This is a genomic window from Streptomyces sp. PA03-1a, from assembly GCF_033792805.1.
GTDB lineage: Bacteria > Actinomycetota > Actinomycetes > Streptomycetales > Streptomycetaceae > Actinacidiphila.
Map to the genome: position 1 here is coordinate 1 of NZ_JARAVO010000056.1, position 13,059 is coordinate 13,059.

At 68.7% G+C, this 13,059-nt stretch carries 11 protein-coding genes and 1 pseudogene; 10 read left to right on the forward strand and 2 right to left on the reverse strand.

What is annotated here, in order from left to right; all coding sequences use genetic code 11:
• The 5 genes and pseudogenes from PV341_RS14985 to PV341_RS15005 form a co-directional block, all read left to right on the forward strand.
• Nucleotides 1-154, forward strand: a pseudogene (locus PV341_RS14985) (MerR family transcriptional regulator); the annotation flags it as partial.
• Between the two features lie 155 nt (nt 155-309).
• On the forward strand, nt 310-1,113 hold the full coding sequence (gene trhA / locus PV341_RS14990) for a PAQR family membrane homeostasis protein TrhA (protein ID WP_500358044.1): 804 nt from the start codon (nt 310-312) through the stop codon (nt 1,111-1,113).
• Between the two features lie 413 nt (nt 1,114-1,526).
• Nucleotides 1,527-1,730 carry a cold-shock protein gene (locus PV341_RS14995; RefSeq protein WP_326569993.1) on the forward strand — a complete coding sequence of 68 codons (204 nt, stop codon included), beginning with the start codon at nt 1,527-1,529 and terminating at the stop codon, nt 1,728-1,730.
• A 312-nt stretch (nt 1,731-2,042) separates the two neighbouring features.
• Nucleotides 2,043-3,557, forward strand: a complete 1,515-nt coding sequence (locus PV341_RS15000) for a DEAD/DEAH box helicase (protein ID WP_500331088.1) — start codon at nt 2,043-2,045, stop codon at nt 3,555-3,557.
• A 46-nt stretch (nt 3,558-3,603) separates the two neighbouring features.
• The gene (locus PV341_RS15005; protein WP_500331086.1) at nt 3,604-4,008 is read left to right on the forward strand and encodes a CBS domain-containing protein; all 405 of its coding nucleotides are present in this window, start codon (nt 3,604-3,606) and stop codon (nt 4,006-4,008) included.
• 213 nt (nt 4,009-4,221) lie between these two features.
• Here the strand turns inward: PV341_RS15005 and PV341_RS15010 are convergent, their stop codons facing one another.
• Complete coding sequence (locus PV341_RS15010) at nt 4,222-5,811, reverse strand: MFS transporter (RefSeq protein WP_500358058.1); 1,590 nt, start codon at nt 5,809-5,811, stop codon at nt 4,222-4,224.
• A 588-nt stretch (nt 5,812-6,399) separates the two neighbouring features.
• On the opposite strand from PV341_RS15010, the gene PV341_RS15015 reads away from it, so the two are divergent.
• Nucleotides 6,400-6,975 (forward strand): ricin-type beta-trefoil lectin domain protein, encoded by a 576-nt coding sequence (locus tag PV341_RS15015; RefSeq protein ID WP_500358046.1) that lies wholly within the window; start codon nt 6,400-6,402, stop codon nt 6,973-6,975.
• A gap of 157 nt (nt 6,976-7,132) precedes the next feature.
• Here PV341_RS15015 and PV341_RS15020 read toward each other — a convergent pair whose 3' ends face one another.
• Complete coding sequence (locus PV341_RS15020) at nt 7,133-8,152, reverse strand: LacI family DNA-binding transcriptional regulator (RefSeq protein WP_500331099.1); 1,020 nt, start codon at nt 8,150-8,152, stop codon at nt 7,133-7,135.
• 385 nt (nt 8,153-8,537) lie between these two features.
• Here PV341_RS15020 and PV341_RS15025 point away from each other — a divergent pair, with 385 nt between their 5' ends.
• The 4 genes from PV341_RS15025 to PV341_RS15040 all read left to right on the forward strand — a co-directional run bounded on the left by PV341_RS15025 (nt 8,538) and on the right by PV341_RS15040 (nt 13,056).
• The gene (locus PV341_RS15025; protein ID WP_500331082.1) at nt 8,538-9,824 is read left to right on the forward strand and encodes an ABC transporter substrate-binding protein; all 1,287 of its coding nucleotides are present in this window, start codon (nt 8,538-8,540) and stop codon (nt 9,822-9,824) included.
• Between the two features lie 12 nt (nt 9,825-9,836).
• Entirely contained in the window at nt 9,837-10,799 is a 963-nt protein-coding gene (locus tag PV341_RS15030; protein ID WP_500331080.1) for a carbohydrate ABC transporter permease, read from the forward strand.
• Nucleotides 10,796-11,713: a carbohydrate ABC transporter permease gene (locus tag PV341_RS15035; protein WP_500331079.1), complete on the forward strand. Its 918-nt coding sequence runs from the start codon at nt 10,796-10,798 to the stop codon at nt 11,711-11,713. Before PV341_RS15030 ends, PV341_RS15035 begins: the two co-directional genes overlap by 4 nt.
• Nucleotides 11,714-11,802: 89 nt before the next feature.
• Nucleotides 11,803-13,056 carry a glycoside hydrolase 5 family protein gene (locus PV341_RS15040; RefSeq protein WP_500358048.1) on the forward strand — a complete coding sequence of 418 codons (1,254 nt, stop codon included), beginning with the start codon at nt 11,803-11,805 and terminating at the stop codon, nt 13,054-13,056.
• The last annotated feature ends 3 nt before the right edge of the window (nt 13,057-13,059 follow it).

A 13,059-nucleotide genomic window follows, 5' to 3' on the forward strand; every position in this document is an offset into this window, starting at 1 on the left:
CCAGTTGCGCATCGCCGCCCGCGCCCGGGAACTTGTCGACCAGGGGATGCCCATCGAGGCCGCCTGCCGCATCGTCATTCTCGAAGACCAGCTCGCAGAGGCGCAGCGCATCAACGCCGAATACCGCCGCGCCGCATCCCGGCCCGACACCTGACCCGCAAATAGATTCGTTCCAGGTCATCAAGGCCTTGATGCCTTCGATGTGCCCGCCCCAGGGTGCCTGGCGAAGCCGCCCTGGGCCGCTGACCCCGCAGTCCGGGGCGACGTGCCGGGCCGCGCATTCTTCCGCCGACTTCAGAATGTGAGTGCATGATCGCCGAAGATACTCAGCCGCCGGCACACGGGCGGGAGTCCCAGCCTCGCCCCGGCGCCACGCCAGAAGTCCTCCACATCCCGGTGGTTGATGCGCCTGTTGGCGCAACCGGCCGGCTGACTGCCGGGCAGAGCGCCGCCGGCCTTGAAGGCGGGGTGGAGCGCGCGGCGGCTGCGCTGAAGCCGAGGATGCGCGGCTGGCTGCACGCCGGCGTGTTCCCCCTCGCTCTGGTCGGCGGCATCGTCCTGATCGCCGTTTCGCGCTCGGCCGCGGCAGTTGCGGCCTGCTCGGTGTACGCGCTGTCGGCCTGCTTGCTGTTCGCTACCAGCGCGGTCTACCACCGCGGAACCTGGGGGCCCCGTGGGGAGGCGGTCCTGCGCCGGCTGGACCACGCGAACATCTTCCTGATCATCGCCGGCACGTACACCCCGTTGGCGGTACTGCTGCTGCCCGCAGCCCAGCAACTGGTGCTGCTGGCCGTGGTGTGGGCAGGCGCCTTGGCCGGCATCGCCTTCCGCATGCTGTGGATCGGGGCTCCCCGGTGGCTGTACACCCCGTGCTACCTCGTGCTGGGCTGGGTGGCCGTCTTCTACCTGCCCGACTTCGCGCGCACCGGCGGCACCGCGGTGGTCGTACTCGTCATCGCCGGTGGCCTGCTCTACACCGCGGGCGCCGTCGTGTACGGACTCAAGCGCCCTGACCCTTCACCGGCCTGGTTCGGCTTCCACGAGGTCTTCCACGCCCTTACCATCGCCGCCTTCACCGCGCACTACACGGCCATCGTCCTGGCAGTCACATGACTGCCTCGGCGAGGCCCAGCCCCTCCTCCCGTGCTCAGCCACCCGAGGTCGGGGCGTGATCGGGGGCACGGCAGGCAAGACCTCGAGTGGCGAAGGGCAACCATCTTCCTTAACTTCGCGCTCCCGGCAGGCCAGTATCTATGACCGCGAAGCGAGGATTTAGCGCGTAGCGCGGGGAGAGTTTTACCCGCAATGAACAGAGTGAAGTTATTCAGCGTACGCGGGCCGATACGGCATGCTACTGTCGACCTCAGTTGCAGTCGCGGTTCCCAAAACTTCAAGCACCTCCGTGAGTATTTTCAGCCACTGGAGGCGTTTTTATATACCGGTTATTTTCCGGGCGGGGCGTCGTCGCGGCGACACGGTGTCCGTACAGTGCGGATGCTGGTGTACTGCCCCAAAGGAGATTTGGCATGGCGTCTGGCACCGTGAAGTGGTTCAACGCGGCAAAGGGTTTCGGCTTCATCGAGCAGGACAGTGGCGGCGCTGACGTGTTCGCCCACTTCTCGAACATCGCCGCTCAGGGCATTGGCGAGCTGCGCGAAGGCCAGAAGGTCACCTACGACATCGCGCAGAGCCCAAAGGGCCCGACGGCCGAGAACATCGTTCCCGCCTGACGCCGGCGCCCGTTTTGTAGCTGATGCCCGAACCCCTCGGGGTGCGGGCACCAGTCGCGGGCATGTCCCACAGTGGTGTCACCTGTGGGACAACCCCCGCCCGCCGATGCGGACCTCTTCGGAGCTGCACCCGTCGACGTACTGGGTTCACGCCCACGTGGAAGTCACCATTTCATCGCCTGCACCCCGCACTGGAGCTACCGCAGGCCAGATGCGCTTTCGCATTCCATTTAGGCCCGTTCTTGTGATTCCCCGCGCTGCTCTCCCGCTGCGGGAATTCCTTGATACGTGCCGTATCAAGGAAGGTTCTGAATGAACCCCACGCGTACGAACGACCGCTCCTCCCGCACCCGCCGCCGCACCGGCGGCCCCGCTTTCGGTTCCGCCGCCGGTTCGGTTCGGGGCAGCCGCTTCGGTCCGTCCGCCCCGAGCCGTTCCGGGGGTCCGAGCCGCTCGGGCGGCTACGGCCGCCGGCCCGCAGCCGTCCAGGGCGAGTTCGCCCTGCCGAAAACGATCACCCCCGCACTGCTCGCCGTCGAGGCGTTCGCCGACCTCGACATGCCCCGGGAGCTGCTGGCCGCGCTCACCGCGCAGGGTGTGGCGGTGCCGTTCCCGATCCAGGGCGCGACCCTGCCGAACACCCTCGCGGGCCGCGACGTCCTGGGCCGCGGCCGGACCGGCTCCGGCAAGACCCTCGCCTTCGGCCTGGCCCTACTGGCCCGAACGGCCGGACAGCGCGCCGAACCCCGCCAGCCGCTGGCCCTGATCCTGGTCCCCACCCGGGAACTCGCTCAGCAGGTGACCGATGCCCTCACCCCCTACGCCAGAGCGGTGAAGCTGAGCCTGGCCACCGTCGTCGGCGGGATGCCGATCGGCAAGCAGGCGGGCGCGCTGCGGGGTGGCACCGAAGTCGTCGTGGCCACCCCCGGACGGCTCAAGGACCTCATCGACCGCGGCGACTGCCGGCTGAACCAGGTCGCGATCACCGTCCTCGACGAGGCCGATCAGATGGCCGACATGGGCTTCATGCCGCAGGTCACCGCACTCCTGGACCAGGTACGCCCCGAGGGCCAGCGCATGCTGTTCTCCGCGACCTTGGACCGCAACGTCGACCTCCTGGTCCGCCGCTACCTCACCGACCCCGTCGTCCACTCCGTCGACCCGTCCGCCGGCGCGGTCACCACGATGGAACACCACGTCCTGCACGTGCACGGCACCGACAAGCACCGGATGACGACGGAGATCGCGGCGCGCGAGGGCCGGGTGATCATGTTCCTGGACACCAAGCACGCCGTGGACCGACTCACCCAGGACCTACTCAACAGCGGAGTACGGGCGGCCGCCCTGCACGGCGGGAAGTCACAGCCGCAGCGCACCCGCACCCTCGCCCAGTTCAAGACCGGGCACGTCACCGTGCTGGTCGCCACGAACGTCGCGGCCCGCGGCATCCACGTCGACAACCTCGACCTCGTCGTCAACGTGGACCCGCCCACCGACCACAAGGACTACCTCCACCGCGGCGGCCGTACGGCCCGCGCGGGCGAGTCCGGCAGCGTCGTCACCCTGGTCACCCCCAACCAGCGCCGCGACATGACCCGCCTCATGGCCGCCGCCGGCATCGTGCCCCAGACCACCCAGGTCCGCTCCGGCGATGAAGCCCTCAACCGGATCACCGGCGCCCAGACCCCCTCCGGCATCCCCGTCACCATCACCGCGCCGGCGCCCGAGCGGCGCAAGCGCAGTGCGGCCTCCCGCGGTCGACGCAGTCCCGCTTCGGGTGCCCGCCGCGTGAGCGTGCGGCAGTCCGCCTTTGACGCGGCGGCCTGAGCACCACGTGATCAGGAAACTGACCCATCTCTGCAGGAGGCACCTTTTGACGCTGGTCCAGATGCAGCCCGGCTCGGCGAGTGCCACCCCCGTGCACAAGACGGTGGCCGACGCCATGGACACCGCCGGACCGCAGGTCTGTGACGACATGACCGTCGAGGTGGCCCTGTCCGTCATGGCCAGTGCCCGCGTCGGGCACCTGCTCATCTGCGACAACGACGGCCTGTGCACCGGACTGGTCACCCAGGCCCAGCTCACCGCCGTTCGTGACAGCTCCGCCTACACCGACCGGGTCCAGCTGCGCGACATCCTCGGCGACCGCGGGCCGTTCACCTCGCCCGTGACCACGATGGCCGAAGCCGAGCACGCCATGCGCTACCGCCGGCTCGATGCCCTGCCTGTCGTCGACGAACAAGGCGGCGCTCTCGGCGTCCTCGCCCTTGCCCGCTGAACCGCCTCCCCGCGGCAGAACCATCCCCTCTTCTCCCCGTGAGGCATCATGTGCTGTGTCATCGCCCTGCGCCGACGGCTGGGGCCGGTGCCGCAGCAGGGTGAAGCAGGGCCAGCCGTGCGGGATCGTCCCGCGACATGAGGCCATCAGCAAGGATCGAGCGGGCGTGGCCAGGCCGGGGCTCTTGTTGTGATCCGTCCTGGATCGAAGCCCTCAGCTGGGCGAGGGCTTGCGGAGCCGGTCTGTCGGCAGGTGCCGGGTGGACGGGAAACTGGCGAGCGCGATGCCGGCGGTGGCGAGGACGGCGGCTTTGAGGCTGCCGAGCTGTGCCTCGGCGTACTCGGCCACGAGGGCGTCGGTCTCGGGCTTGGGCAGGCCTGTGCGCTCTGCCGCGGCTCGTACCTGGTTGGTGCCGACGAAGCTGACGCCCGCCTCGATGGTGATGCCGACCTGTTGACGTGCTGCGCTGGAGATCTGCGGGTTGTCTTCGATCCGGGTTGTGAACACGTGCACGAGTGCTCCGATGAGAAGCGAGCCGATGAGGGCGGTTCCCAGGGAGGATCCCAGGTTTTGAGCGGTGTACTGGAGACCGCCGACCTCGCTGCGTTCCGACTCGCCGACGCTGGATTGGACGACGTTGCCGAGCTGGGAGGCGAGCAGGCCCATACCCGTGCCCAGCAAGGCCATCGCCCAGGCGAACGAAAGATCGTTGAGGGACGGAGTGATGACGGCCAGCAGCCCGAGAATCGCTGCGATGAGAATCAGCAGGGCCGTACGGACCACTGTGCGGGGCGAGGCGAAACGGCCGAGCAGGGGGCCGCTCATGGAGACCACGAGCATGCTGATCGACACAGGTAGTAGCCGCAGCCCGGTCTCGAAGGCACTGAGGCCCTGCACGATCTGGAGGTACAAAGGGATGACGAAGAACAGGCCCAGCAGGATGAGGTTCTGACTGAGCAACGCAGCAAGGCCGGCCCGCAGAGTGGGCACGCCGAACAGCGAGAAGCGTACGAGGGGCTCATGCTCTTGAGCCTCCTGCCGTCGCTCCCACAACCGGAAGAACCACAGCACGACGGCGCCTGCAGCGATGACGAAGAAGGTGAGGGAGAAGCCGAAGACGGTCACGGGGGAGTTGCGGGGCCGCAGCCAGCCCCAGTTTCTGCTTTGCAGGACACCCAGTACCACCAGGGCCAGGCCGACGGCGGACAGCACGGCCCCGACCTTGTCGAGATGCGGTCTGGAGCCGCGGTGGGGTTGATCCTCGATCCAGCGCATGCCCAAGAGGATGGCCACCACCAGCACGACCTCGGCAGCGAAGACCAGACGCCAGGTCAGGTAGGTGGTGACCCAACCACCGACCAAAGGCCCGACTGCGATGCCGGCTCCGGCCAGGCCGCCGACGACCCCGTAGGCGACGGCCCGGTCCCGGCCCTGGTAGGTTCCGGCCACGAGGGCGGCAAGCGCCGGGAGGACCAGCGCCGCGCCGAGTCCTTCGATCACGGACCAGCCGACGGTGAGCACCCATAGGACCGGGGCCACAGCGGTGAGGGCGGAGCCCGTGGCGTACACGATCAGTCCGATGCCGAACACCTTGCGGCGTCCGAGCATGTCCCCGACTTTCCCACCTGTGATCATGAGGGCTGCCATGACCAGGGTGTAGAGGGTGATGACGGCCTGAATCGAGGTGACTTCGGTGTTGAAGTCCTCTACCAACTGGCTGATCGAGACGTTCATGACCGAGGTGTCGAGCACCATCAGGAACTGGGCGGTACCGAGGATGATCAGAGCCCGCCATCGCCTCACCGCTTGCACCTCCAGAGCTTCCGGTGTGCGTCACGGCTTGTGTGCGCGACCCCTCAGATCACCATAAGGCAGGCATACCCTTACTTTCGGTACATCCGTTGCCGAAAACGGGCTGCATCGATGGGACCGCCCTTGAACGGTGGAGTCTGTACCTGCGCGGCCTGTGTCGCTCAGTGCCCAGTGCTTCACCTACGACTCCTTCCAGCGGCCGACCGCCGCCTGGACCGACACCGCAGGCATCACCAACCCCAGCACGCGGCCGTCGGCAGCGTCGGAGGCTGACCACCGCAGCAGTCCAGACCACCCGTCAAGACCACCACCGTCGGTGGTCCTGCTCCCTATTGGCAGACCTACACCTACGACCTCCTCGGCGACCGCACCGGTGCCGTCAACCACGACACCACCGGCAACGCCCTCGCCGACACCACCCAGACCACGGCACACCCCGGTACGGACGGAACCGTCGCCGCGACGCTGCCCAAGCATGCTGGCGTCACCCCGACCAGCAATCCCGCCACCGGTACCGCCACCCAGACCCCCAGCTACCTCGACACCGGGTACACACCCAACAGGAACGCGGGCAACACCATGAGCCGGAAGGCCAGCGTCACCGGTCCCCTCGTCACCGGCTTCACCCTCACCGGCGGCGGCACCAAATGCATCGACGACACCGGCGGCGCCACCACTCCCGGAACGGTCCAGATCGACACCTGCAGCAGCACCTCCACGGCCCAGAAATGGACCATCGGAACCGACAGCACCGTCAAGGTCCTCGGCCTGCGCCTGGACACCAACGCCAACTCCACCGCCGCCGGCGCGCTGATCGTTATCGACACCTGCAACACCGATGCGACCCAGAAGTGGAAGGTCACCACCAACGGCACCCTGGTCAGCAACGCCGAGAACACCAGGTGCCTGGCCGACCCGTCGGCCAGCGCCACCAACGGCACCCAGCTCACCCTCGCCACCTGCGGCAGCACCGGCCAGACCTGGCATGCTCACCCAGCAGGACCTGAACTTTCAGATGTGGCCGCCCAACGCCAGATCGCAGTCGTCGCCCACAACCAGCTCGAGACCCCGCTGTACGCAGCCAGCATGGAGCGCAAAGCACTGGGCCTCACCTTCATCCGGGTGAGCCGTGCGGGACCCCCGATGAGTCCTTGACACGTGCGAGACTGCATTCTGGGCCCCCCTTCGAACTGGTCCGCCCGGTCACGTTGACCTGGCTGTTCTCCGGTCAAAAAGCCACTGCGCCGTAGGGGCACCCGCCCGCGTCCCGGGCCGGCTGCGCAAGGGAGTCAAGTTGCGGACGCCCCCTTGCTTAGGTGCCGGACGGTGCGGCGGTGCTGCCGCGTTCGATGAGCTGGGGGAGCGGCAGAGTCACATCGCGGGCCACGCCGCCGTCGAGGAGGGCGGTCAGTTCCTCGGCCGCGGTCCGGCCGAAGGCCACCGCGTCGCGGGACAGTGCGGTCAGCCATGGCTGGACCAGGCGGCACACAGCCGAGTCCTCCCAGGAGACGATGGAGACGTCGTCGGGCACGTCACGGCCCAGGCCGACAGCCGCCCCCCAGCCCGCTGCCGCCATCACGTCGTTGTCATAGATGATCGCCGTAGGCGGATCGGGCTCCTGTAGCATCCGGCGTGTGGCGGCGGCGCCCTCTGCGTCAGAGTAGTCCGTCACCACGGACCGTGCCGCATCCAGCCCTTGCCGGGCCGCCTCCTTCGTGAGCGACTCGATGCGGCGAGCGGTGTGAGCCAGGGTCGGAAGACCCGCGACGTGGGCGATGCGCCGGTGGCCAAGGGCGTGCAGACGGCCGACCACGGCGGCCATGGCCTGCGCGTCCTCGACCCGCACCTGTGACAGACGGCGGTGCGCACCGGGGTCGGACTCGGGAAGGGCGCCGATCACCACGCCGGGGAGGCCGAGTTCATCGAGCAGGGCTGGGCGCGGATCGTCAGTGCGCGGGTCGACGACCAGTACCCCGTCGACGCGGTGCTCGGCCCACCAGCGACGGTAGACACCGCACTCGGCTTCGGTGTCCTCCACTACCTGGAGCAGCAGGCCCAGATGACGCGGGGCCAGCACCTCCTGGATGCCCGAGACCAGTTGCAGGAAGAACGAGTCGACGCCCAGGGTCTCGGCGGGCCGGGCCAGTACGAGGCCCACCGTCGCCGCCCCTTCGCCGGACAGGGCCCGTGCCGCGGCGCTGGGTCGCCAGCCGAGCTGCTCGGCGACGCGGCGCACACGGTCGCGCGTTGCCTCGGAGACGCCGGGACGGCCGTTGAGCGCGAACGAAGCAGCGCTCTCGGACACCCCCGCCCGCTGGGCGATGTTCTTGATCGTGGGACGGCGGCGCCCGGCCGGACGGCCGTGCCCCGGCGCATCGGCCCCGCCTCTGGCCTGCTGCTCGTCTGCCACCGCGAGTGGTCCCCTTCCGTGCATGTGAGCACACATCGTACGGCCCCGCGCATGTTTCTCCGACCAGGGTGGACGGACGGAACTAAAGCGCTTCAGCGAACTTGCCCTAAAGCGCATTAGTTGCGAGCGCAAGACGCCTCTCACACTCGCTCTGACCTGCTCATATGCATCGACCAGGAAGAAACCTTCAGGGAATTCGTTGACTTTCCCCGCGACGGCTGGAATGGTCTCCTCCACGTGCGCACCCGGCCGGCCCAGCCCCGGGGCGTCATCCACGCGCAAGGTCCGAGCAAAGGAGCCGTCCACCGTGCGTTCCTCCTACAAGGCGGTAGCCACCGCCGTCGTCGCCGCCGCGACGTTCTCCCTCGCCGCCTGCGGGAGCGGCGGGGGAGATGCGTCCACCGACTCGTCAGGCAAGGTGACGGGCACGATCACCTTCCAGACCTGGAACCTGAAGGCCAACTTCGCGGGCTACTTCGACGGCGTCATCGCCGACTTCGAGAAGAAGTACCCGGGCACTCACGTCAAGTGGGTCGACCAGCCGGCCGACGGCTATGCGGAGAAGCTCAGTGCCGACGCGTCCGGTGGGACCCTCCCCGACGTCGTCAACGTCACCCCCGACTTGCTGGCGCCGCTCGCCAAGGCCGGTCTGGCCCTGGACCTCGACAAGGACGCGGCGGAGTACAAGTCCGAGTACCTTCCCGGTGCCTGGTCCGCCGACGTAGTCCCGGGCCTGGAGGGCACCTACGCCTTCCCGTGGTATCTCAACACCGGTCCGCTGTTCTACAACAAGGCGCTGTTCAAGGAGGCCGGGCTGGATCCGGAGAAGCCGCCGAAGACCTACGACGACCTGTTCGCCGACGCCCTTGCCATCTCCGAGAACAGCAAGGGCAAGGTGGCCACCCTGTCCAACGTGCCCACCATCGAGGACTTCGGCCGTTACGGGGCCCAGCTGGTCAACAAGGACGGCACCGCGTTCACCTTCAACGACGCCAAGGGCGTTGAACTGCTCACGCACTACAAGAAGCTGTACGACGCGCACGCACTGGACCCGCAGGCTCTGACCGCCACCCCCGAGTCGGCCGGCCACAAGTTCCTCACCGGCGCGGTCGCCATGAACCCCGGTAGCGCGCTGGACCTCAAGAACTTCAAGACACAGGCGCCGACGCTCTACAAGAACATCGGGATCACCGACCAGATAACCAACACCGGCAAGGTCAACGTCTACGTGCAGAGCATGATGGTGAACTCCAAGGCCAAGCAGAAGGCTGCCGCCATCGCCTTCGCCCACTTCGTCACCGACAACACACGGCAGATGGCCTTCGCCAAGCAGGTCGCGATCTTCCCGAGCACGGCCGGAGCTCTGAAGGACCCGTACTTCACGAAGGAGGACGGCACGGACGAGACCCGGGTGCGGATCGCGGCGGCCAGCTCCCTCGCCAACGCCGTGAACTACACCCCGGTGCAGTTCAGCGACCAGATGAAGACCGCCCTCGGCAACCAGGTGGCCAAGGCGCTGCAGGGCAAGGAGAGCCCCAAGGAAGCGCTTGACAACGCTGTCAAGGAAGCCAACCAGCTCCTCGCCCAGAGCTGACCGGGATACGCCATGACGTCCTCGACCGCCCCTGGCACGATCGCCGGCGGTCCGCGGGCAACGGCCGTCCGGAGCTCCGGCTCCGGCCGGCCGCGCCCCCGCGGGATCCGCCGCCACCGCTGGTGGAGTCCGTGGCTGTTCGCCGCGCCGGGCCTGATCGTGGTGTGCGCGTTCAGCCTCTGGCCGTTCTGCAGCACCTTGTACAACTCGCTGACCGACCGCCGGACGCTCGTCGGCGGCAGCTTCGTCGGGTTCGAGAACTACCGGGCCCTGGTCCACGACGACGCGTTCTGGATCGGGCTGCGCAACAGCTCCCTGTACGTGGCGGGCGTGGTCCCGGCGCTGGTGGTCCTGCCGCTGCTGCTGGCCCTGCTCGTACAGCGCCGCATCCCCGGTATCGCCTTCTTTCGCGCCGCCTTCTACACGCCTGTCGTCGCCTCGGTGGTCGTGGTCGGCCTGATCTGGGTGTGGTTGCTCGACGACCGCGGCCTGCTCAACTCCATCGTCACGGCGGTGGGCGGGAGCCCGGTCAACTTCCTGGGCGAGCAGTGGACCCTGCTGCTGAGCGCCATGGCCCTGACGATCTGGAAGGGTCTGGGCTACTACATGATCATCTACTTGGCGGCGCTCGCCGACGTCCCGCGCGAGCTGCACGAGGCGGCCGCGGTCGACGGCGCGGGAGCCCTGCGCCGCTTCCTCACCGTCACCGTTCCGGCCGTCCGCTCCACGATGGTGCTGGTCGCGGCACTCTCCGCGGTCTCCGCCTTCAAGGTCTTCACCGAGGTGTACGTCCTCGCCGGGCCGAACGGCGGCCCCGCAGGCGAGGACACCACGCTGGTGATGCTCGTCCAGCGCACCGGCACCGGACTGACCGGGCGGGTCGGGTACTCCTCGGCCATCTCCGTCGTCATCTTCGTGGTGGTGGTCGCGCTGATGCTGCTGACCCTGCGCGCCGACCGGAAGGAGGACGCGTGACCAGCGCCACCGACACCCCCAACGCTCCCGCCACCACGCCGGCCGCCGGTCGCCGGCCGCGACGCGGAGTGCTGGACGCCGACGGCCGCCGCGTGCGGGTCCCCGAGCTCGTACTGCGCTACCTGCTGCTGCTCGCCGTCCTCGCCATCAGCGTGGGACCGTTCCTGTGGCAGCTGTCGACATCGCTGAAGGGCCCGCACGAGGACATCTTCAGTACGCCCCCTTCGTTCCTGCCGCAGCAGCCCACCCTGCACAACTTCGGGCGCGTCTCCGAGACCATCCCGGTGTGGGACTACGCGCTCAACTCACTGACCGTGGCGGTGTCCAGCGTCGTCACCAACTGCGTCGGCGCGGCGCTCGCGGGTTACGCCCTGGCCCGGCTTCAGCACCGCGGACGGCGCGCGGTCCTCCTGGCGTTCGTGCTGGCGATGCTGGTGCCCGTGGAGGGCCTGATCATCGCCCAGTTCACCTTCGTACGCGACCTCGGCCTGAACAACACCTTGATCGGCGTATTGCTCCCCGGCTCCGTCGGCGCGCTGAACGTGTTGCTGATGCGCAACGCCTTCCGCAACCTGCCCAACGAGGTGGAGGAAGCCGCATACATGGACGGCGCCAACGTCTGGCAACGCTTCTGGAGCATCGCCCTGCCATCCGCGCGGGGCACCCTGGCCGTCGTGGCGATCTTCGCCTTCATGGGCGCCTGGGACGACTTCCTGTGGCCCCTGGTGGTGCTGAGCGACCCCTCGAAGTACACCCTGACGGTCGGCCTGAACTACCTGCACGGCACCTTCGCCAACGACGAACGCCTGGTGGCCGCCGGGACCATCATCGCGGTGGCCCCCCTGATCGTGCTCTTCGGCGCCCTGCAGCGGTACTTCTTCCGCGGCGTCGGGGAGGGAGCCGTCAAGGGCTGACCGTACGACCCCGCCCAGCACACCGGCACCGCCCCATCCCACTGCTCCGCCCCCGGCGGAACAGGGCCCCACGAGAGTCAGGACACCCGATGCCCGCCCAAGGACCGCGCTTCGGCGCCAACTACACGCCCAGCCAGGGCTGGTTCCACCACTGGCTCGACTTCGACCTCGATGCCGTGCGCAGGGACCTCGACGCGATCGCGGACCTCGGCCTGGACCACGTCCGGGTCTTCCCGCTGTGGCCGGTCTTCCAGCCCAACCGCTCCCTGATCCGGCCCCGGGCCGTCGAGCAGCTCGTCGCGCTCGCACAGGCCGCCGGCGAACGGGGCCTCGACGTCAACGTGGACGGACTGCAGGGGCACCTGTCCAGCTTCGACTTCCTGCCCTCCTGGACCCAGACCTGGCACCGGCGCAACATTTTCACCGACCCCGACGTCGTCGCCGGCCAGACCGCCTACCTGAGCACGCTGGCCGCCGCCCTGGACAGCCTGCCCAACTTCATCGGCATGACCATCGGCAACGAGATCAACCAATTCTCCGGGCCGCCCCATCCGGACCCCGACCCGATCACCCCGGCCCAGGCCGCCGCCTGGCTGCGGACCGTGCTCGCCGCGTGCGAGGACGCCGCCCCCGGCAGGCAGCACCTGCACGCCGCCTACGACGCCGCCTGGTACCTGGACGGGCACCCCTTCACCCCCGCGCACGCGGCGAACCTGGGGGCGATGACCGCAGTGCACTCATGGGTCTTCAACGGCACGGCCCAGCGGCACGGCCGCACCGGAACGGCCACCGAACACCACGCCGCCTACCTCATCGAGCTGTCCAAGGCATGGGCCGGCGACCCGCACCGCCCGGTCTGGCTCCAGGAGGTTGGCGCGCCCGCACCCCTGATACCCGCCGAACACGCCGCCGACTTCACCGAGGCCACCGTCGCGAACGCCCTGGACTGCGAAGACGTATGGGGCATCACCTGGTGGTGCTCGCACGATGTCTCCCGAGACCTCGCCGACTTCCCCGAACTCGAGTACTCCCTCGGCCTGCTGACCAACGAGGGCAAGGTCAAGCCGGCCGGCGAGGCCATCCGGAGGATCGTGGGGGAGCGCCGCGCCGAACCGCGCCGGCCCGCCCCCCGGACCACCGCGCTCGCCGTCAACGTCGGCGACGACGATGCGGCCCCCGACCGCTCCGTGTGCGCGCCCGGAGGCGCGTTCTACGAGGCGTTCGTCCGACTCACCGCCGACGGTGTCCGCCCCGCCGCCGTGCTCGCCTCCCGCGCAGACGACGCCGCCCACCTTGCCGCACGCGGCATCACCGAAGTCGTCCGGCCCGACCAGGTGCACTGACCC

Bases quoted from the DNA above. Each gene is read 5' to 3' on its own strand.
- trhA (WP_500358044.1), top strand. From the start codon at position 310: ATGATCGCCGAAGATACTCAGCCGCCGGCACACGGGCGGGAGTCCCAG.
- PV341_RS14995 (WP_326569993.1), top strand. From the start codon at position 1,527: ATGGCGTCTGGCACCGTGAAGTGGTTCAACGCGGCAAAGGGTTTCGGC.
- PV341_RS15000 (WP_500331088.1), top strand. From the start codon at position 2,043: ATGAACCCCACGCGTACGAACGACCGCTCCTCCCGCACCCGCCGCCGC.
- PV341_RS15015 (WP_500358046.1), top strand. From the start codon at position 6,400: ATGAGCCGGAAGGCCAGCGTCACCGGTCCCCTCGTCACCGGCTTCACC.
- PV341_RS15030 (WP_500331080.1), top strand. From the start codon at position 9,837: ATGACGTCCTCGACCGCCCCTGGCACGATCGCCGGCGGTCCGCGGGCA.
- PV341_RS15040 (WP_500358048.1), top strand. From the start codon at position 11,803: ATGCCCGCCCAAGGACCGCGCTTCGGCGCCAACTACACGCCCAGCCAG.